This is a genomic window from Malikia granosa, assembly GCF_002980595.1.
Taxonomy (GTDB): Bacteria; Pseudomonadota; Gammaproteobacteria; order Burkholderiales; family Burkholderiaceae_C; genus Malikia; species Malikia granosa.
The window spans coordinates 32,618-51,875 of record NZ_PVLQ01000022.1 but is presented as its reverse complement, the minus strand read 5'-3'; the positions used below and the strand labels follow the sequence as shown (position 1 = coordinate 51,875).

The 19,258-nt window shown below is 69.0% G+C and carries 16 protein-coding genes and 1 pseudogene; 7 read left to right on the top strand and 10 right to left on the bottom strand.

The features are described from left to right. Positions 1–264: 264 nt before the first annotated feature. Positions 265–3,315 (top strand): annotated as a pseudogene (locus C6P64_RS18170) (excinuclease ABC subunit UvrA); the annotation flags it as partial. 8 nt (positions 3,316–3,323) lie between these two features. Here C6P64_RS18170 and C6P64_RS18700 read toward each other — a convergent pair. After that, the gene (locus C6P64_RS18700; RefSeq protein ID WP_105747829.1) at positions 3,324–3,797 is read right to left on the bottom strand and encodes a putative zinc-binding protein; all 474 of its coding nucleotides are present in this window, start codon (positions 3,795–3,797) and stop codon (positions 3,324–3,326) included. A 161-nt stretch (positions 3,798–3,958) separates the two neighbouring features. Further along, positions 3,959–5,182 (bottom strand): MFS transporter, encoded by a 1,224-nt coding sequence (locus C6P64_RS06740; RefSeq protein ID WP_105747828.1) that lies wholly within the window; start codon positions 5,180–5,182, stop codon positions 3,959–3,961. Positions 5,183–5,295: 113 nt separating this feature from the next. Between C6P64_RS06740 and rplU the strand changes: the two genes are divergently transcribed. The 4 genes from rplU to proB all read left to right on the top strand — a co-directional run bounded on the left by rplU (position 5,296) and on the right by proB (position 8,329). Then, complete coding sequence (gene rplU / locus C6P64_RS06735) at positions 5,296–5,607, top strand: 50S ribosomal protein L21 (protein ID WP_105747827.1); 312 nt, start codon at positions 5,296–5,298, stop codon at positions 5,605–5,607. A 13-nt stretch (positions 5,608–5,620) separates the two neighbouring features. Continuing rightward, positions 5,621–5,878: a 50S ribosomal protein L27 gene (rpmA, locus tag C6P64_RS06730; RefSeq protein ID WP_105747826.1), complete on the top strand. Its 258-nt coding sequence runs from the start codon at positions 5,621–5,623 to the stop codon at positions 5,876–5,878. Positions 5,879–5,967: 89 nt separating this feature from the next. Beyond that, positions 5,968–7,086 (top strand): Obg family GTPase CgtA, encoded by a 1,119-nt coding sequence (gene cgtA, locus C6P64_RS06725; protein ID WP_105747825.1) that lies wholly within the window; start codon positions 5,968–5,970, stop codon positions 7,084–7,086. A 73-nt stretch (positions 7,087–7,159) separates the two neighbouring features. Continuing rightward, complete coding sequence (gene proB, locus C6P64_RS06720) at positions 7,160–8,329, top strand: glutamate 5-kinase (RefSeq protein ID WP_105747824.1); 1,170 nt, start codon at positions 7,160–7,162, stop codon at positions 8,327–8,329. A 60-nt stretch (positions 8,330–8,389) separates the two neighbouring features. On the opposite strand, the gene C6P64_RS06715 is transcribed toward proB, so the two are convergent. Further along, positions 8,390–9,016, bottom strand: a complete 627-nt coding sequence (locus C6P64_RS06715; RefSeq protein ID WP_105747823.1) for an RNA pyrophosphohydrolase — start codon at positions 9,014–9,016, stop codon at positions 8,390–8,392. 133 nt (positions 9,017–9,149) lie between these two features. Between C6P64_RS06715 and C6P64_RS06710 the strand changes: the two genes are divergently transcribed. Both C6P64_RS06710 and C6P64_RS06705 read left to right on the top strand, forming a co-directional pair. Further along, positions 9,150–10,895 carry a proline--tRNA ligase gene (locus C6P64_RS06710; RefSeq protein ID WP_105747822.1) on the top strand — a complete coding sequence of 582 codons (1,746 nt, stop codon included), beginning with the start codon at positions 9,150–9,152 and terminating at the stop codon, positions 10,893–10,895. Between the two features lies 1 nt (position 10,896). Then, the gene (locus C6P64_RS06705; protein ID WP_105747821.1) at positions 10,897–11,520 is read left to right on the top strand and encodes a lytic transglycosylase domain-containing protein; all 624 of its coding nucleotides are present in this window, start codon (positions 10,897–10,899) and stop codon (positions 11,518–11,520) included. A gap of 7 nt (positions 11,521–11,527) precedes the next feature. On the opposite strand, the gene C6P64_RS06700 is transcribed toward C6P64_RS06705, so the two are convergent. The 7 genes from C6P64_RS06700 to prfA form a co-directional block, all read right to left on the bottom strand. Next, positions 11,528–11,866 (bottom strand): 4a-hydroxytetrahydrobiopterin dehydratase, encoded by a 339-nt coding sequence (locus C6P64_RS06700; RefSeq protein ID WP_105747820.1) that lies wholly within the window; start codon positions 11,864–11,866, stop codon positions 11,528–11,530. A gap of 1 nt (position 11,867) precedes the next feature. Beyond that, entirely contained in the window at positions 11,868–12,194 is a 327-nt protein-coding gene (gene grxD / locus C6P64_RS06695; RefSeq protein WP_105747819.1) for a Grx4 family monothiol glutaredoxin, read from the bottom strand. Positions 12,195–12,244: 50 nt separating this feature from the next. After that, on the bottom strand, positions 12,245–13,204 hold the full coding sequence (locus tag C6P64_RS06690; protein WP_245911650.1) for a FapA family protein: 960 nt from the start codon (positions 13,202–13,204) through the stop codon (positions 12,245–12,247). 11 nt (positions 13,205–13,215) lie between these two features. Next, positions 13,216–13,617, bottom strand: coding sequence for a GreA/GreB family elongation factor (locus tag C6P64_RS06685; RefSeq protein WP_105747817.1), 402 nt, complete (start codon positions 13,615–13,617; stop codon positions 13,216–13,218). 366 nt (positions 13,618–13,983) lie between these two features. Then, positions 13,984–17,100: a response regulator gene (locus tag C6P64_RS06680; protein ID WP_105747816.1), complete on the bottom strand. Its 3,117-nt coding sequence runs from the start codon at positions 17,098–17,100 to the stop codon at positions 13,984–13,986. 56 nt (positions 17,101–17,156) lie between these two features. Further along, positions 17,157–18,101, bottom strand: coding sequence for a peptide chain release factor N(5)-glutamine methyltransferase (gene prmC, locus C6P64_RS06675; protein ID WP_105747815.1), 945 nt, complete (start codon positions 18,099–18,101; stop codon positions 17,157–17,159). Further along, positions 18,098–19,213, bottom strand: a complete 1,116-nt coding sequence (gene prfA, locus C6P64_RS06670) for a peptide chain release factor 1 (protein ID WP_105747814.1) — start codon at positions 19,211–19,213, stop codon at positions 18,098–18,100. The genes prmC and prfA overlap by 4 nt, the downstream gene beginning before the upstream one ends. Positions 19,214–19,258: the final 45 nt, after the last annotated feature.

Genomic DNA, 19,258 nt, shown 5'->3' with positions numbered 1-19,258 from the left:
GGGGCCAGGGGCTGGCCGGGTTCCTCATACGGCAAGCCAAAATCGTCACCCGGCCAGCCCCTGGCCCCGGCGAGCTCTGGCACTGACGCTGCGACTGCCAACCGGATGGAGGAGGGTCGAGCGGGCCTGGCGGGCGACGATTTCTGCTCGCAGCATGAGGAGTCCGCCAGCCCCGTTCGGCCCGACGGCGCGGGTGCTGAGTCCTGCTCGCAGCATGAGGCCGCCGTATCCGCTGGCCCCGACAAAGTGACAGCAAAGGCCAGCCCGCACGCCAATGCCATCCGCATCGTCAACGCCCGCGAGCACAACCTCAAGGGACTGAGCGTCGACATTCCGCGCGGCAGGTTCAACGTCATCACCGGCGTCAGCGGCTCCGGCAAGTCCACGCTCGCCTTCGACATCCTGTTCAACGAGGGACAGCGGCGCTACCTCGAGAGCCTCAACGCCTATGCGCGCTCGATCGTGCAGCCGGCGGGCCGGCCCGAGGTCGATGCGGTCTACGGCATCCCGCCGACGGTCGCGATCGAGCAGCGCCTCTCCCGCGGCGGGCGCAAGTCCACCGTCGGCACCACGACCGAGGTCTGGCATTTCCTGCGCCTGCTCTACGTCAAGCTCGGCACCCAGCATTGTGTGTATGACGGTACCCCGGTCCAGCCGCAGCAGCCCGACAGCATCCTGGCCCAGATCATGACCCAGTGCCGCGGCCAGCAGGTGCAGTTCCTGGCGCCGCTGGTGCTCAACCGCAAGGGCGTCTACACCGAGCTGGCCGACTGGGCCCGGCCGCGCGGCCACACTCATCTGCGGGTCGATGGCGAATTCCTGCCGACCACCGGCTTCCCGCGCATCGACCGCTTCAAGGAGCACACCATCGAGCTGCCGCTGGCTCGCCTGCGCGTCGAGCCCGGCGCCGAGTCCGAACTGCGCCGCGCCATGACCCAGGCGCTCGAGCTCGGCAAGGGGGTGTTGCATCTGCTGGCCGGGGTCGATGGCCTGGAGCAAGCGCTGGCTGATGGCCGCTCGACGCTGGGCATCGGCCGGCTGCAGGTCTATTCGACCTTGCGCGCCTGCCCGGTCTGCGCGAGCAGCTATGCCGAGCTCGACCCGAGACTGTTCTCCTACAACAGCAAGCATGGCTGGTGCCCGGACTGCGTCGGTACCGGAGTCGCCCTGACCAAGGCGCAGCGCCAGCTGATGGACGACTCGGTGCGCGACGACAAGGAGAAGGGCCGCGAGCAGAGCTTCGCCGAGCCCGAACTCGAGGAGGTCGCCGACCAGGCCTGTTCCAGCTGCGGCGGCACGCGGCTGAACCCGACCGCGCGCGCAGTGCGTTTCCAGGGCCTCGGCATCGCCGAGCTGGCGCATCGCAGCGTGCTCGACCTGCGTGGCTGGTTGCAGCAGCTGCAGGCCGATGCGTCCCTGAGCCCGCGCGAGGCCGAGATCGCGCGCGACCTGCTGCCCGAGATCCAGGGCCGGCTCGAGTTCCTGGAGGAAGTCGGCCTGGGCTATTTGACGCTGGATCGCGGCGCGCCGACGCTGAGCGGCGGCGAGGCCCAGCGCATCCGGCTGGCGGCCCAGCTCGGCAGCAATCTGCAGGGGGTCTGCTATGTGCTCGACGAGCCGACCATCGGCCTGCATGCGCGCGACAACCAGATCCTGCTCGATGCGCTGCACAAGCTGGGCAGCAAGGGCAACACGCTGGTGGTGGTCGAGCATGATGAGGACACGATACGCCGCGCCGACCATGTGATCGACATCGGCCCGAGCGCGGGCATCCGTGGCGGCCGGCTGGTGGCCGAGGGCACGGTCGATGACGTGATGGCGGCGCAGGATTCGCAGACCGGCCGCTACCTGCTGCACGCGATGCGGCATCCGCTGCAGCCGCGCCGGCCCGTCACCGAGGAAGCTTTCGCGGCAGCCGCAGCTCAGGCTCAGGCTCAGGCTCAGGCGCTCGTCGCCGAGCCGGGCGGGGTGCCGGGCTCCTCATGCTGCGAGCAGAAATCGTCGCCCGGCACCCCGCCCGACTCGACGACTCGGGGGAAGGCGAGTGGCGGTGTCACGGTTGCAGCATCGGCATCCAGCGATTTCAGCATTCATGCCGAAAGCACAGCGCCACAGGGGCGCGAGGGGGCGGCGGCTGACGATTTCTGCTCGCAGCATGAGGAAGCCGCCGCCGCCTCGCGGCCCGCCGCCAAGAAATCCACCCGCAAGAAAAAGCAGCTGGAACCCGCCACCACTTCGCTGCCCGACAAGCTGCACTGGCTGACCGTCGAGCGCGCGAACCTGCACAACCTCAAGGACGTGACGGCGGCGATCCCGCTCAAGCGCCTGGTCGCGGTCACGGGCGTCAGCGGCTCGGGCAAGTCGACCTTCGCGCGCGAGGTGCTGCTGGCCAACGTCGCCACCGCCGTGACCCAGAGCTCGACCAAGGCCGGGCGCGAGGCGCTGGCCGCCGGCCAGCTGCCGGTCTGGCAGGGTTGTGCCGGCTTGAGCGGCCACGGCCATGTCGAGCGCGTGCTCGAGGTCGACCAGACCCCGATCGGCAAGACCCCGCGCAGCTGTCCCGCCACCTACATCGGTTTCTGGGACCAGATCCGCAAGCTCTACGCCGAGACGCTCGAGGCCAAGGCGCGTGGCTACGGCCCGGGCCGCTTCAGCTTCAACACCGGCGAGGGCCGCTGCCACAGCTGCGAAGGGCAGGGCGTGCGCACCATCGCGATGAGCTTCCTGCCCGACGTCAAGGTGCCCTGCGAGGCCTGCCATGGCGCCCGCTTCAATCCCGAGACACTGGCGGTCAGCTGGCGGGGAAAAAGCATCGGCGAGGTGCTGCAGATGGAGGTCGACGAGGCGGTCGGCTTCTTCGCCTCCATGCCCTCGATCGCGCAGCCCTTGCAACTGCTCAAGGATGTCGGCCTCGGCTACCTGACGCTGGGCCAGCCCTCGCCGACCCTGTCGGGCGGCGAGGCGCAGCGCATCAAGCTGGTGACCGAACTGTCCAAGGTGCGCGACGAGGTCGGGCGGCGCGGCCAGAAGGCGCCGCATACCCTCTATGTGCTCGACGAGCCGACGGTCGGCCTGCACATGGCCGATGTCGACAAGCTGATCCGCGTGCTGCACCGCCTGGTCGATGGCGGCCACAGCGTGGTCGTGATCGAGCATGACCTCGACCTGATCGCCGAGGCCGACTGGGTGCTGGACCTGGGACCCGAGGGCGGCGATGGCGGTGGCCGAGTCGTCGCGGCGGCCACGCCCGAGGAGCTGGTGCGGCTGGGCAGCCACACCGGTCGCGCGCTGGCGCCGGTGCTGGCACGCGGCTGAGTCCGCGTTCAGGCCGGCCTGGCTGTTGCCGTGCTGTCCTGCAGCAAGGCGTCCAGCGCCGGCAGCACGACGCCGTTCCAGCTCGCCTCGCATTCCTCGGCGCTGGGCAGGCGGTGCAGGTCCTTGGCCACCGCGTGGCGCGAGAAGTCCACATGGACCTGGGGCCTCACCTCCTGCCTGGCCAGCGCATGGCGCACGCAATGCAGCGCGCAGCCGTCCAGCGCCAGGATCGGCCGCCCCGACCTGGCGGTGCGTACCAGCGGCTTGACGTCCGAGGCCACGCCGGCGATGCAGGACATCTCGGCCAGCCCCTGGTGGTCGAGCCGCAGCGCGAGCTGGTTGGCCAGCTGGGCCGAGCTCGAGCAGCCCGAGCAGGCATAGACCAGCGGCAGCTGCGCATAGCGTTGCTGGGTCTCGCGCAGCGCGGCCTGGGCCGGCTTGGCTGCGGCCGGAGCCGCCTGGGTCTGCTGGGAATGGGCCATCGGGTCTGCTTTCCGGCGCCGGCTCTGCGCCGCCTGGGTCATGTGTTTGCCGCTCACTGTGCCGCAAGCCCTGGCCGCTGCCCATCCTCCCGAATGAGGAGCGCCGCGACGCTTCCTCGTCCGAAAGCAGGGGCTCGGCTCTGCCGTGCCCGGCCGCGGCCTCAGATCCGCGTGCCCAGCCTGGCCCGCAGCAGCATCGCCAGCCCGGCGGCCGCGACCGCGATCAGCAGCGCCGGGAAACCCAGCCGGGGCGACCATTGCAGCGCGGCCGCGCCCAGCGCCGGCGCCAGCACGCCGCCCAGCGTGTAGGCCAGCACCAGCACCGAGGTGCTGTTGACCAGGGTGATGCCGCGCTCGCGCGAGCCGATGTCTATCATCGACAGGGTGTAGAGGCAGCCGCCGGCGCCGCCCCAGACGAAGGCCAGCGGCCAGGCCAGCGCCGGCTGGTCCGCCACCCAGGGCAGCAGCCCCGAGCCCAGCAGCGTGATGGCGGCGAAGATCCGCATCAGCTGCAGCCGGGTCTGGCGCGCGCCGCCCCAGAAGCTGCCTGGCGCGGCGCGCCCCAGGCGGTCGGCCAGCAGCCCGGCCGGCAGCATCAGCAGCGAACTGCCCAGCCCGCTGGCCGACACCAGCAGGGCAGCCGCCGCCGCGCCCAGTCCCAGCGCCAGGCCGTACAGCGGCAGGATGGCGGTCAGCCCGCTCTCGAAGAAGCCGCCGACGAAGCCCGCCAGCATGATCACCGGGTGCTCGCGCAGCGCGCGCCAGACCCCGCGCAGCCCGACCTCGGCCTGCTGCGCGTCGGCCTCCGACGGCAGCGGCGGGATCAGCAGGCTCCAGAGCAGGCCCAGCGTCATCAGCAGCAGCGCCGCCCAGAGCGCCTCGGGTCGGGCCGGTCCGATCCAGGCCAGCAGCATCGGACCGGCGACGAAGGTGCTGCCGACCATGGTCTCGAAGATGCCGATCCAGCGTCCGCGCTGCGGCGGCGGTGCGCATTCGGCCACCACCGCCTCGGACAGCACCCAGCGCAGGCCCGACGCCATGCCGGCCAGCAGCTGCATGCCGAACCAGAGCCAGAGTGCGTCCGTCAGGCTGAACACCAGTCCCGCGAGCACCGGCAGCAGGCCCGACAGCCAGAGCGTGGGCCGGCGTCCGAGCCGGCGCGTCACGGCCGAGGCGAACGGCGTCACCAGGAAGATGCCGGCCCAGGCCGTGGCCGCGAACAGCCCGGCCAGCCAGGTCGGCAGATCCGCATCCTTGAGCTTCAGCAGCAGCCAGGGCGCGAGCATGAAATAGCCCGTCAGTTCGAGGAAGGTCGATCCGAAGATGCTGGCGAGGCCGAGTCGGGCTTGCCGGGGCGGCAGGTCATGCAGGGGGCTGTGGCTCATTCCCCCATGTTAGCAAGGGCTTGCACAACTATCGAGGCATGGCTATAATCCTTGATTCGGTGAAAATCCGTTCGCCGAAGCACGTCGAAAGACGGACAATTTCAGAGGTTCATATGTACGCGGTCATAAAAACCGGCGGCAAGCAGTATCGCGTTGCCGTTGGCGAAAAACTTAAAGTAGAACAGATTGCTGCGGATGTGGGTCAAGAGATCGTGATCGATCAGGTGCTCGCCGTGGGTAACGGCGCAGACATCAAGGTCGGCACGCCCTTGGTCTCCGGCGCAACGGTCACGGTCACGGTGGTTTCCCACGGTCGTGGCGACAAGGTCCGCATCTTCAAGATGCGCCGTCGCAAGCACTACCAGAAGCGCCAGGGCCATCGTCAGAATTTCACCGAGCTGCAAATCAGCTCGATCAACGGCTAAGGAGTAAAGCACCATGGCACAGAAAAAAGGCGGCGGCTCAACCCGCAACGGTCGCGACTCCAAGCCGAAGATGCTGGGCGTCAAGGTGTTCGGCGGCCAGGCCATCAGCGCCGGCGCGATCATCGTGCGTCAGCGCGGCACCCGTTTCCACGCTGGCGTGGGCACCGGCTGCGGCAAGGACCACACCATCTTCGCGACCTGCGACGGCATCGTGAACTTCACCGTCAAGGGCGAGTTCAACCGCAAGACCATCAACGTCACCCCGGTGTGATGTTGCCTGTTTGATCGCTTCGGCGTTCAGACCGCAAAGGCCCGCGCTGCGGGCCTTTTGTTTTTATCCGTTTGAAGGACAATCCAGTCATGAAATTCGTTGATGAAGCCTATATCGACATAGCGGCCGGCGACGGAGGCAATGGCTGCGCGTCCTTCCGGCACGAGAAGTACAAGGAATTCGGCGGCCCCGACGGCGGCGACGGTGGTCGCGGCGGCTCGGTCTGGGCACTGGCCGACGAGAACCTCAACACCCTGATCGACTACCGCTACAACCGCCGCTTCGAGGCCCAGCGTGGCGAGCACGGCAAGGGTTCCGACATGTTCGGCTGCAAGGGCGACGACATCATCCTCAAGATGCCGGTCGGCACCATCATCCGCAACGCCGAGACCGGCGAGCTGATGCACGAGCTGCTGCAGCCCGGCGAGCAGATCCTGATCGCCAAGGGCGGCGAGGGCGGCTTCGGCAACCTGCGCTTCAAGAGTTCGATCAACCGCGCGCCGCGCCAGAAGACCATCGGCCATCCGGGCGAGCGCTTCAGCCTGGCGCTCGAGCTCAAGGTGCTGGCTGACGTCGGCCTGCTCGGCATGCCCAACGCCGGCAAGTCGACCTTCATCGCGGCGGTCTCGAACGCGCGCCCGAAGATCGCCGACTACCCCTTCACCACCCTGCACCCGAACCTGGGCGTGGTGCGCGTCGGCCCCGAGAAGAGCTTCGTCGTCGCCGACGTGCCAGGCCTGATCGAGGGCGCTTCCGAGGGCGCCGGCCTGGGCCACCAGTTCCTGCGCCACCTGCAGCGCACCCGGCTGCTGCTGCATGTGGTCGACCTGGCGCCGTTCGACGAGGCGGTCGATCCGGTCGCGCAGGCCAAGGCCATCGTCAAGGAACTCAAGAAATACGACCCCGGGCTGCATGCCAAGCCGCGCTGGCTGGTGCTCAACAAGCTCGACATGATCCCCGAGGGCGAACGCGAGGCGCGCGTGAAGGACTTCGTCAAGCGCTTCCGCCACAAGGGCCCGGTGTTCGAGATCTCGGCGCTGACGCGCGAGGGCTGCGAGCTGCTGGTGCAGAAGATCTTCCAGCATATCGTCGCCACCCGCGAGGCCGAGAAGCCCCATGTCGACGTCGATCCGCGCTTCGACGCCGCGCGCGAGCAGGCGGTCGATCCGGCGCCCCAGGTCGACCAGGACGATCCGCGCTTCCGCTGATACCCGGGCTGGACGCCTGCCCGGGTCCGGGGGATGTGCCAGCCGTTTCCGTGACGACAACCTGAGCCCAGACATGAGCACCGACTTGCAAGCCGACCCAGGCGTCTCCCTTTCCGTCGATTCCTCCGAGCTGCTGCGCGGCGCGCGCCGCATCGTCGTCAAGGTCGGCTCCAGCCTGGTGACCAACGAGGGCCGCGGCCTCGACGAGGCCGCGATCGAGCAATGGAGCGCCCAGCTCGCCGCGCTGGTCAAGTCGGGCCGCGAGCTGATCATGGTCAGCAGCGGCGCGATCGCCGAGGGCATGAAGCGGCTGGGTTGGAAGACCCGCCCCAAGATGATCAACGAGCTGCAGGCCGCTGCCGCCGTCGGCCAGATGGGCCTGGTCCAGATGTACGAGACCAAGCTGCGCGAGCAGGAAGTCGGCAGCGCCCAGGTGCTGCTGACCCATGCCGACCTGGCCGACCGCGAGCGCTACCTCAACGCCCGCTCGACCCTGCTGACCCTGCTCGAGCATGGCGTGGTGCCGGTGATCAACGAGAACGACACCGTCGTCAACGACGAGATCAAGTTCGGCGACAACGACACCCTGGGCGCGCTGGTCGCCAACCTGGTCGATGCCGACCTGCTGGTGATCCTGACCGACCAGAAGGGGCTCTACAGCGCCGACCCGCGCAAGAACCCGGACGCCGAGTTCATCCATGTCGCGCGCGCGGGCGACCCGCGCCTCGAGGAGATGGCCGGCGGCGCCGGTTCGCGCGTCGGCACCGGCGGCATGATCACCAAGATCCTGGCCGCCCGGCGCGCGGCCGGCTCCGGCGCCTCGACCGTGATCGCCTGGGGCCGCGAGCCCGACGCGCTGCTGCGCCTGAGCAACGGCGAGCCGATCGGCACCCTGCTGGTCGCGCAGACGGCCAAGCAGCAGGCACGTAAGCAGTGGATGGCCGACCATCTGCAGCTGCGCGGCTACGTGACGGTGGACGACGGCGCCGCTGCCAAGATCGTCGCCGAGGGCAAGAGCCTGCTGCCGATCGGCATGGTCGCCGTCAGCGGCGAGTTCAGCCGCGGCGACGTGATCGCGATCCGCGACGCGCAGGGCCAGGAGCTCGCGCGCGGGCTGGCCAACTACTCGGCCGGCGAGGCGCGGCTGCTGTGCCGCAAGTCGTCGAACGCGGTCGAGGGCCTGCTCGGCTATGCCGCCGAGCCCGAGATGATCCACCGCGACAACCTGGTGTTGCGCGGCTGAGCCGCTGCCGGCCAGCCTTGCCGGGCGATCACGCCCGCCCGTCCCAGGCGACCTGCCAACCTAGCACGGATGCTGTGGGTCGGGATCGAAGCTGGCGCCGGCCGGCAGCTCCATGTGCACCGGCATCGCCGGCAGCTGCAGCATGCCCAGCGGCATCTCGCCATGTGACTGGCGCGGCCGCGCATTGCCGCGCAGGTAGCGGTTGCGGCTCTCCTGCCGCGGCAGGTAGCGCGCGAGCTCATTGAGCGCCATCTCGTAGACGCCACGCTTGAACTCGACCACCATCTCGAGCGGCACCCAATAGTCGTTCCAGCGCCAGGCATCGAATTCCGGATGGCTGGTCGCGCGCAGGTTCAGGTTCCAGTCGCCGCCGGTCAGGCGCAGCAGGAACCAGATCTGTTTCTGTCCCCGGTAGTGGCCGCGTGCATCCCGGCGGATGTAGCGGTCCGGCACTTCATAGCGCAACCAGTCCCGCGTGCGGGCGACGATAGCCACATGTTCGGGCAGCAATCCGATTTCCTCGTGCAGTTCACGGTACATGGCCTGCTCGGGTGTCTCGCCCCGGTCTATGCCGCCCTGTGGAAACTGCCAGGAATGGGTGCGGATGCGCTTGCCCCAGAACACCTGGTTCTTCTGGTTGAGCAGAATGATGCCGACATTGGGCCTGAAGCCTTCTCTGTCAAGCATAATCAACCCCAAATTTTAAAACTGCGTTCATTATGCACCGCTAGTGGGCGGCTTGGCAGGGGCTGCCGGGGCAAACCCTGGCCCTACCCGGGCTGGCTCCGCGGGGCATGCGGGGCGCCAGCCAAAGCCAGACATGAAAGCCTCCCAGTTCCTGATTTCCACCCTCAAAGAAGCCCCGGCCGACGCCGAGGTGGTCAGCCACCAGCTCATGACGCGCGCCGGCATGATCAAGAAGCTGGGCGCCGGCATCTACACCTACATGCCGATGGGCCTGCGCGTGATCCAGAAGGTCGAGAAGATCGTGCGCGAGGAGATGAACCGCGCCGGCGCGATCGAGCTGACCATGCCGGTGGTGCAGCCGGCCGAGCTGTGGCAGGAAACCGGCCGCTTCGACAAGATGGGCCCCGAGATGCTGCGCATCAAGGACCGCCACGAGCGCGACTTCGTGCTGCAGCCGACCTCGGAGGAAGTCGTCACCGACATCGCGCGCCAGGAGCTGCGCAGCTACAAGCAGCTGCCGAAGAACTTCTACCAGATCCAGACCAAGTTCCGCGATGAGCGCCGGCCGCGCTTCGGCCTGATGCGCGGGCGCGAGTTCGTGATGAAGGACGCCTACAGCTTCGACCGCGACCGCGACAGCGCTCAGGCCAGCTACCAGGTGATGGCAGCGGCCTACCGCCGCATCTTCGACCGCTTCGGACTGACCTACCGCGCGGTGGCGGCCGACAGCGGCGCCATCGGTGGCGACCTGAGCGAGGAGTTCCAGGTCATCGCCGCCACCGGCGAGGACGCGATCGTCTACTGCCCGAACAGCGACTACGCCGCCAACATCGAGAAGGCCGAGGCGCTGGCGCCGCAGGGCCCGCGCCCGGTGGCGACTCAGGAGCTGGCCAAGGTGTCGACCCCCGGTACCTCGAGCTGCACTGCGCTGGCCGACTTCCTCGGCCTGCCGCTGTCGGCGACGGTCAAGTCCATGGTGCTGGCGACCGACGAGGTCAACGACTACGATGAAGTCACCAAGACCCGGGTCTTCCTGCTGCTGCTGCGCGGCGACCACGAGATGAACGAGGTCAAGGTCGGCAAGCTGCCGGGCCTGGAGCTTGGCTTCCGCCTGGCGACCGAACTCGAGATCGCCGAGCATTTCGGCTGCAAGCCGGGCTATCTGGGCCCGATCGGTCTCAAGCGCCCGGTCACCGTGATCGCCGACCGCGAGGTCGCGCTGATGGCCGACTGGGTCTGCGGCGCCAACGAGATCGACTACCACCTGACCGGCGTCAACTGGGGCCGCGACCTGCCCGAGCCCGACCTGGTCGCCGACCTACGCAACGTGGTCGCGGGCGACCCGTCGCCGGACGGCAAGGGCCCGCTCGCGATCGAGCGTGGCATCGAGGTCGGCCATGTGTTCTACCTCGGCACCAAGTATTCCCAGGCCATGAACGCCACTTTCCTGGCCGAGGACGGCAAGCCGCGCCATTTCGAGATGGGCTGCTACGGCATCGGCGTGACCCGGCTGCCGGCGGCAGCAGTCGAGCAGAACCATGACGCGCGCGGCATCATCTGGCCGGATGCGATCGCGCCCTTCACGCTCGTGATCTGCCCGATCGGCATGGACCGCAGCGAGGCCGTGCGCGCCGCTGCCGAGCAGCTGCACGACGAGCTGGCCGCGCTCGGCGTCGACGTGCTGCTCGACGACCGTGGCGAGCGCCCGGGTGCGATGTTCGCCGACTGGGAGCTGATCGGCGTGCCGCACCGTGTGACCATCGGCGACAAGGGCTTGAAGGAAGGCCAGGTCGAGTACCAGCACCGCCGCGACGAGGCCGCGACCAAGGTGGCCGTGGCCGAGCTGCTGGCCCTGCTCAAGGGCAAGCTGGGGCTCTGAGATGAGCCGCCGGGACTGTCTGGGCTGGATTGCCAAGGCAGGCCTGGCCAGCCTGTTGCCGGTCAGCCTGCCGGTGCTGGCCAGGGCAGGGGGCCAGCTCGAGGAGCCGCTGGCCGATCCGGTCCGGCTCGCGCTGCGCGCCGCGATCGAGCAGCCCGCGCCGCCCGAGCCCGAGTTTTCCCATCCCGAGGCCAAACTGGCCTATCTGCGCTGGCTCGGCGCGATGAGCCCGCGGCTGGTGCGGCGCAAGCCCGAGTTGCAGACCCGGGTCGAATTCCTGCAGACGGTCTGGTACGAGAGCCGGCGCGCCGGGCTCGACGAGTCGCTGGTGCTGGGGCTGATCCAGGTCGAGAGCGCGTTCCGCAAGTTCGCGGTCTCGCCGGTCGGCGCGCGCGGCTACATGCAGGTGATGCCGTTCTGGGCCCGGCTGATCGGCGACGGCGACCCGTCCAAGCTGTTCCTGATGCAGGCCAATATCCGCTTCGGCTGCGTGATCCTGCGCCATTACCTCGAGCGCGAGCGCGGCGACCTGTTCCTGGCGCTGGGCCGCTACAACGGCAGCCGGGGCCGCCCCGAGTACCCCAATGCGGTGTTCGCGGCGCAGAAAAACTGGCGCCTGGCTTGATGATCGTTTAGGCGGCCGAATCCGCCCGGTCCTCGACCCAGCGCGCGAATTCGAGATCGCGCGCGGTCACGCCGCCGGCGTCGTGGGTCGTGAAGCTGATCTCGACCCGGTTGTAGAGGTTGAACCACTCGGGGTGGTGCTGGCGCCGCTCGGCCTCGAGCGCGACCCGGGTCATGAAGCCGAAGGCCTGGCCGAAGTCGCGGAAGGCGAGCCAGCGCGTGATCGACTGCTCCTCCTCGTCGTACTCCCAGTTCTCCAGCTCCAGCTCGGCCAGCTGCTGGCGCACCTGCTCGGTGCCGAGCACCTGCAGCTCCTCGGTCGCCGGCAGTTGCAGCTCGTCAGCCATCTCAGGCTGCCTCGCCAGCGATGACCTTCTGCAGCTCGCCGGACTCGTACATCTCCATCATGATGTCCGAGCCGCCGATGAACTCGCCCTTGACGTAGAGCTGCGGGATGGTCGGCCAGTTGCTGTATTCCTTGATGCCCTGGCGGATTTCCGGGTCTTCCAGCACGTTGACGGTCTGGACCGTCTTGGTGTCGACGCCGCAGGCCTTGAGGATCTGGATCGCGCGACCCGAGAAGCCGCACATCGGGAAGCTGGCGCTGCCCTTCATGAAGAGCACGATCTCGTTGTTCTTGACCAGTTGGTCGATGCGTTGCTGGGTGTCGTTCATGGGGGTACTCCGTGGGTGGCCGACGGGCCGGTTAGATGCAAAGGCATCCATTATCCCAGCCTTGCCATGTCCACAAGGTCGGGCGAGCCTTGTTCGGTCCCGGTCCAGTGGCCGCTGAGCAGGCTGTCGGGCTTGCGCGCCGCCACCACATGCCCGCTGCTGCCCCAGGTGTCCATCGGCACGCTGAGTCCGGCATAGATGCCGTAGCCAGGGCCGGCGCAGATCTCGCCGCCGGCCTGCAGGCTTTCCCCGGCCTTGATCGAGCCCTGGGCGCTGATGCCACCGCCGGCCCGGATGCCCCAGCCCGCCTCCAGGTGCATGCCGCACCAGATGTCCTGCCCGACCAGGATGCCTTGTTCCGCCTGCACGCTGTGGCCGCTGTGCAGCAGGCCGCCCACGCGCAGGCCTCGCTGGCAGCTGATGCCTTGCTGGACCAGCAGGTCCTGACCCACGCTGGCCGGGCCCTGGACCTGCAGGCTGCTGCCAGCCACGATGTCCCAGCCCACGCGCAGCTCGCCGCCGCAGTGGATGGCCTCGTCGGCCTGTACGCCCCAGCGCACGCGGATGTCGCCGTTGACCTGCAGGCGGCCCTCGCTGCGCAGGCCGCCCTCGCTCCAGAGGTCGCCGCCGACCAGCAGCTGCTGGCCCACGCGCACGCTGCCGCCGGCGCGGACATGGTGGCCGGTCCGCAGCAGGCTGCCGACCTCGATATTGCCCTTGACCTGCAGGCTGCCCGCGAACACGACGGCGTCGGCCTCCAGGTGCTCCAGGGTCAGCACCGCGTCGGTGGGGCCGAACTGCTGCAGCAGCCAGCAGGCGTCCTCCACCCGGCCGGCCTGCACCAGGGTGTCGAGCGCCTGCTGGTAGCTGGCGCCGTCCTCGATGTGGCGCACGAACCAGCGGAAACCGTTGGCACAGGGGTTCTTGGCGCGCAGGAAGCGTTTCGTCAGTTCCATGGCACCGAGGTCGGCGGCGCCTGGGGCGGGATGTCGGACCAGGGCTTGTGACATGGCACTGGCCCTCAGCGGGTGTAGTCGCCCGAGGCTTCGGGCTGGAACAGCAGGGCGGCCAGTTCTGCCTGGCATGCCTCGCCATTGGGCATCGACCAGCTGATGGTGTCGCCCACGCGCCGCCCGAGCAGCGCCATGCCGATCGGCGACAGCACCGAGATGCGCCCGGCACTGGGCTGGGCATCGCGCGGATAGCACAGTGTCAGGCGCTGGCGTCGCGCCTGGCCCGGCAGCACCAGTTCCAGCTCGGAGTTCATGGTGACGACATCGGGCGCGATCTCTTGCGAGCTGACCAGGTCGACGGCTTGCAGCTCGTCGGCCAGGTCCTGCGGCAGTTGCGCACTGCCGAGCTTGTTCAGGCGGGCGTGGTCAAGTTCGGTGAGCACGCGCTCGGGGAAAAACGGGGTTTGCATGTCGCGGTTCCATCGTGAAGCGGCGTGCCGCGGCCGGCCCGCAGGCCGGTGGCACGCCAATGCGCTGTGATGGGGCCCGGCGATCGATGGTCTGCGCTGACAGGGGTGAGGGGGTGGGGAATCGCCGGGCTCAGGAATGTGCGACGGGCTTGTGCAGCCACTGCACGCGCGCAAAAGCGCGCTTTCCGGCGAGGTCATCCATCAGGGCGACAGCAGGAAAGCGGAAGGACATACCGGAGCGGGAGCCTGCCAAGCGTTGCATGTGTCGCATGATAGCAAGCCGGCGCTGCAGGGGCAAGGCAGGGGAATCGCGGCAGTGTAGCCGTGGTGCGATGGCACTGGTCGGGCGCTGCCGCGGCGGCTGTATCAGGGCTGCTGCTTCAGTTCGACCAGCGCGAGCGCGAAGTCGAAGTCCCGGATCGCCTGTGCCACCCGGGCGTAGCGCTCGGGGCCCAGCGCCGCCTGGATCTGGCCGGCATGGTCCTCGAACAGCTGCAGGCATTCCGTGTCGCAGCTCTCGAGCAGGCCCTGCAGCCGGGCGCGCAAGGGCGGCCATTGCCTGCTGTCCGGTCCCGCGGCCGGGCCGGTGTCGGCTGGCCTGGGCAGGCAGGCGGCAATCGCCTGGTTCAGCGGCAGCAGCTGGCTTGCCACGGCCGCGCGCAGCGACTCCAGCTCGCTGGCGGGTTGGCGTTGTCGCAAGGCCTGCTCGAGGCGCCGTGCCGCCTCGCTCAGGGCCTGGGCACCGATCTGGGCCGCGACCCCCTTGAGCGTATGCGCCGCGCGTTCGGCCTGCTCCCAGTCCGCGCGCGCGATGGCCTGTGCCAGCTGGTCCTGCGCATCGGCCTGGCTGGCGACGAAGCGGGCCAGCAGGCCGAGGTAGAGCGATTCGCGCCCGGCCGCCTGTCTCAGTCCAAGCCGGCTGTCGAGCCCTGCCACCTGGGCCAGCGCCTGCCAGCAGGCAGCATCCACGCCCGGCCTGGGCTTGGGCGCCGCATCGGCCGGGCTGGGTGCCGCGTCAGCGGCAGGCCGGGGCGCCGGCTTGATCCAGCGCCGCAGCTTGGCCAGCAGCTGTTCCGGGTCGATCGGCTTGGCGATATGGTCGTTCATGCCGGCCTCGAGGCAGCGCTTGCGGTCGGCGGCCATCGCATTGGCGGTCATCGCGAGGATGGGCAGCGCCTGTCGTCCGGGCAGCTTGCGGATCTCGCGCGTCGCGCTCAGGCCATCCATTACCGGCATCTGCATGTCCATCAGCACGATGTCGTAGGGCTGGCGCTGGACCTTCTGCAACGCCACCGCACCGTCCTCGGCCAGTTCCACCTGCAGTCCGAGCGCCTCCAGGAACTCGGTCGCCACTTCCTGGTTGAGCGGATTGTCTTCCACCACCAGCGCGCGCGCGCCGCGCAGGTCGGCCGCTGGCGCCAAGGCCTGCGTGGCTCTCTCGCGGTCCGTGGCGGCCGGCGCGAGAGGGTCCTGCAGTCCCAGCCTGCTCCCGTGCTGTCCTTGGCTGGCATGGCCCAGGCCTAGGCGGGCGGTGAACCAGAAGGTCGATCCGGCGCCGGGGCGACTGTCGACGCCGATCTGGCCTCCCATCAGTTCGGCCAGCCGCTTCGAGATCGACAGGCCCAGCCCGCTGCCGCCGTACTTGCGCGTGATCGAGCTGTCGGCCTGCTGGAAGCTCTGGAACAGGCGCTCGCGCTGCTCCAGCGACAGCCCGATGCCGGTGTCGCGCACGGCGAAATGCAGCAGCACCTGCTCCGCGCGACGTTCCTGCAGCGAGACGCTGATCCCGATCTCGCCCCGGGCCGTGAACTTGACGGCGTTGTCGGCCAGGTTGATCAGCACCTGCTCGAGCCGCAGCGGGTCGCCGAGCAGTTGCAGCGGCAGGTCGCTGGCGAGTTCGATGCCGAGCTTGAGCCCCTTGCTGGCGGCTTTTTCCGCGATGACCGACAGCACGTCTTCGAGCACCTGCTCGAGGTCGAACTCGACCTGCTCCAGCGCTACCTTGCCGGCCTCGAGCTTGCTGATGTCGAGGATGTCGTTGATCACGCCGAGCAGATGGCGGCCGGAGGACTGGATCTTCTGCAGGTAGTCGCGCACCTTGGGCGGCGGGTCGGCCCGGAGCGCAAGCAGCGTCATGCCCATGACGGCATTCATCGGCGTGCGGATCTCGTGCGACATGTTCGCCAGGAAGGCGCTCTTGGCTTCGCTGGCGGACTCGGCGGCGAAGCGGCGTACCCTCTCGCGCAGGCGCTCGACGCCGAAGGTCACGTTGTACGCCAGCTCCATCAGCAGGCTGACCTCTTCGGGGGCGAAGGCATCGGCCTCGCGGGCATAGACCATCATCGCGCCAAAGGTGCCGACGGCCGGCAGGACCATCGGCAGCGCGATGCTGGACTGGTAGCCATGCCTGAGCGCGAGCTGGCGCCAGGGTTCCATCCTGGGGTTGCTCAGGTAGTCCTGGTTGACCTGCGGCCGGCCGCTGCGGATGGCTTCGCCGGTCGGGCCGCGGCCCCAGGGCGAATCGGCATCCCAGCTGATCCTGATGTCCGCCAGGTAGCCGTCGTTCGACCCCCAGGACACCAGCGGCCGCACCGTCTTGCCGGCATCCTGTTCGGCGCTGCCGATCCAGGCCATGCGGTAGCCGCCGGCATCGACCACGACGCGGCAGATCTCGCTCAGCAGTTCGGTCTCGGAGTCGGCGCGGGCCATCGCGAAGTTGCAGTCGCTCAGCAGCCGCAACGCGCGCTGCACCTTGTGCTCGGACTGCTCGGCCTCGATGTTGCGCGTGATGTCGCGCGCCACGCCGAACAGGCCGACGATCTGGCCCTGGGCATTGCGGATCGGGTACTTGCGGTTGTCGACCCAGCCCGGGCGGCCGTCGTTGTGCAGGATGGGCTGGACCTCGTGCGCCACCGGCAGGCCGGCAAAGACCTGCTTTTCCAGCCGGTAGTAATGGTCGGCCAGGGCTTCGGGGAAGACATCATAGTCGGTCTGCCCGAGCAGGTCGGTCCAGTGCTCGGCCGGACTGCAGATCGTCACCAGGGTCTGGCTGGCGCCAGTGAAGACATGGTGGCGGTCCTTGAAGTAGATGAAGTCGTCGGTGTTCTCCATCATGGCGCGGAAATTGGCCGTCAGCGAGGCATCGTCCAGCGTCCGAGGCAGGCTCTTGGCATCCTGCAGCAGCAGTTCCAGCCGCACCTCGCCAGTGGGCGCCGCTGTCCTGTCGTAGCTGGCCCGGATGCAGCGTATCCGGCCGTCGGCCTGGCGCAGACGCAAGCTCAGGACCCCGGACGACTGGCTGCCATCGGGCGCGAACAGCTGGGCGGCCAGGTCGCCGTCATCCGGGTGGATCAGTTCCTGCAGCGACAGGCGACCGCTGATGAAGTCAGCGGCGGCATGGCCCAGCAGCGGCAGGATGTCCGCGCTGGCCGAGAGCACCGACCAGTGCGCGTTCCGCAACAGGCTGATCTTGACTTCGTTCATGGTGTTTCATTATCACCATTTCGAGCTGGTTGTTTCAGCCTTTCAGCGGGGCTGGCCTAGCTGGATTCGCAATATCCGCCGGTGCAGCGCAGATGGCCGGCCAGATCCTTCCGGTGCGCTATGCCGGCATAGTCCTGCTCGGCCAGCAGCCTGGCCACATCCTGGGCCTGGTCCCAGCCATGCTCGAGCAGCAGCCAGCCGCCAGGCTGCAGATGCAGCCTGGCCTGGGCGGCGATGACGCGGATGTCGTCCAGCCCGTCGGCGCCGCTGGCCAACGCCGACAGCGGCTCGTGCCTGAGCGCGGCCAGGTGCGGGTCGTCGGCGCGGATATAGGGCGGGTTGCTGACGATCAGCTCGAAGCGCTCGGGCAGCGCCTGGCCTGCGGGCTGCTGGGCGGCGGCTTCGGCCTGGCGCTGGTCCCAGTCGGACAGCCAGCTGCCCAGCAGGAAGCGTACCGGCAGGCCGAGCCGGCTGGCGTTGGCGCTGGCCACTTCCAGCGCATCGCGGCTGGCATCGAGCGCCCAGACCCGGGCATCGGGCCGGCGCTGCTGCAGCGCCAGCGCGATCGCGCCGCTGCCGGTGCCAAGGTCGAGCAGGCTGGGGTTCCTGAGCGGGGCCAGCAGCTCGAGCGCCCAGTCGACCAGGGTCTCGGTGTCGGGGCGCGGATCGAGCACGCGCGCGTCGACCTGCAGCTCGAGGCCGTGGAATTCGCGCTTGCCGACCAGGTAGGCCACCGGCTCGCCGGCCAGCCGGCGCCGGCACAGCGCCAGGTACTCCCGCGCCGCGGCGGCGGGCAGCGGGTCGGTGTCGTGCCCGATCAGCCAGGCCCGGTCGTGCGGCGAGCGGCCGAGCCGGTGCAGCAGCAGCACCTGGGCGTCGAGCTTGTCGAGTCCGGCCTGGCGGGCTTGCAGCAAGGCCTGCTGCACGGTGGCGGGCAGGGCGCTGTCCCGGTCGGCATCGGGTCCAGTCGCGGCCGGTCCGGTCGGTTCGACCGCGCTCATGCCAGCGCCCCATGCGCGGCCTGGCCGGCGCTCTGCTCGAGGTCGGCCATCAGCTCGGCGCCGCGCGCGAGCTGCAGCGCCTGGATCACCTCGTCAAGCTCGCCCTCCATCACCGCGCCGAGCTTGTACAGCGTCAGGTTGATGCGGTGGTCGGTCAGGCGGCCCTGCGGGAAGTTGTAGGTGCGGATGCGGTCGCTGCGGTCGCCGCTGCCGATCAGGCCCTTGCGCTCGGCGGCTTCCTTGGCGGCGCGCTCGCTGCGCTCCTTTTCCTGGATGCGGGCCTGCAGCACCTGCAGCGCCTTGGCCTTGTTGCTGTGCTGGCTGCGGCCGTCCTGGCATTCGGCGACGATGCCGGTCGGCAGGTGCACCACGCGCACCGCCGAGTCGGTCTTGTTGATGTGCTGGCCGCCGGCGCCGCTGGCGCGGAAGGTGTCGATGCGCAGCTCGGCCGGATTGAGCTTGATCGCCTCGGCCTCGTCGGGCTCGGGCATCACCGCGACGGTGCAGGCGCTGGTGTGGATGCGGCCCTGGGATTCGGTCGCCGGCACCCGCTGCACCCGGTGGCCACCCGACTCGAAGCGCAGCCGGCCGTAGGCCTGCTGGCCGACCACGCGCAGCACCACTTCCTTGTAGCCGCCGAGCTCGCTCGGCGATTCGCTGACGGTCTCGACCCGCCAGCCCTGGCGCTCGGCATAGCGGGTATACATGCGGGCCAGGTCGCCGGCGAACAGCGCGGCCTCGTCGCCGCCGGTGCCGGCGCGCACTTCGAGGAAGGCGTTGCGGTCGTCGTCCTGGTCCTTGGGCAGCAACAGCCATTGCAGTTCCTGCTCGAGCGTGGCGAGCTCGGCCTCGGCGGCGGCGATCTCGTCGCGCGCCATGGCGGCCAGCTCGGCATCGTCTTCCTGTGCCATCAGCCTGGCCTCGGCCAGCTCGGCCTCGCGCTGCTGGTAGCGCAGCCAGGGTTCGATCAGGGCGCCGTTTTCGGCATGTTCTCGGGTCAGCTTGCGAAAGCGCTCCAGGTCCTGGGTGGCGTCGGGCGCGCTGAGCAGGGCATCGAGTTCGTGCAGGCGCAGGCGCTGGCGCTCCAGGGTTTCGCGGATGAAGGGCTTCATCCGCGGATTATAAAATTGCGGACGAAACCGCAGCTGACCGCCTGC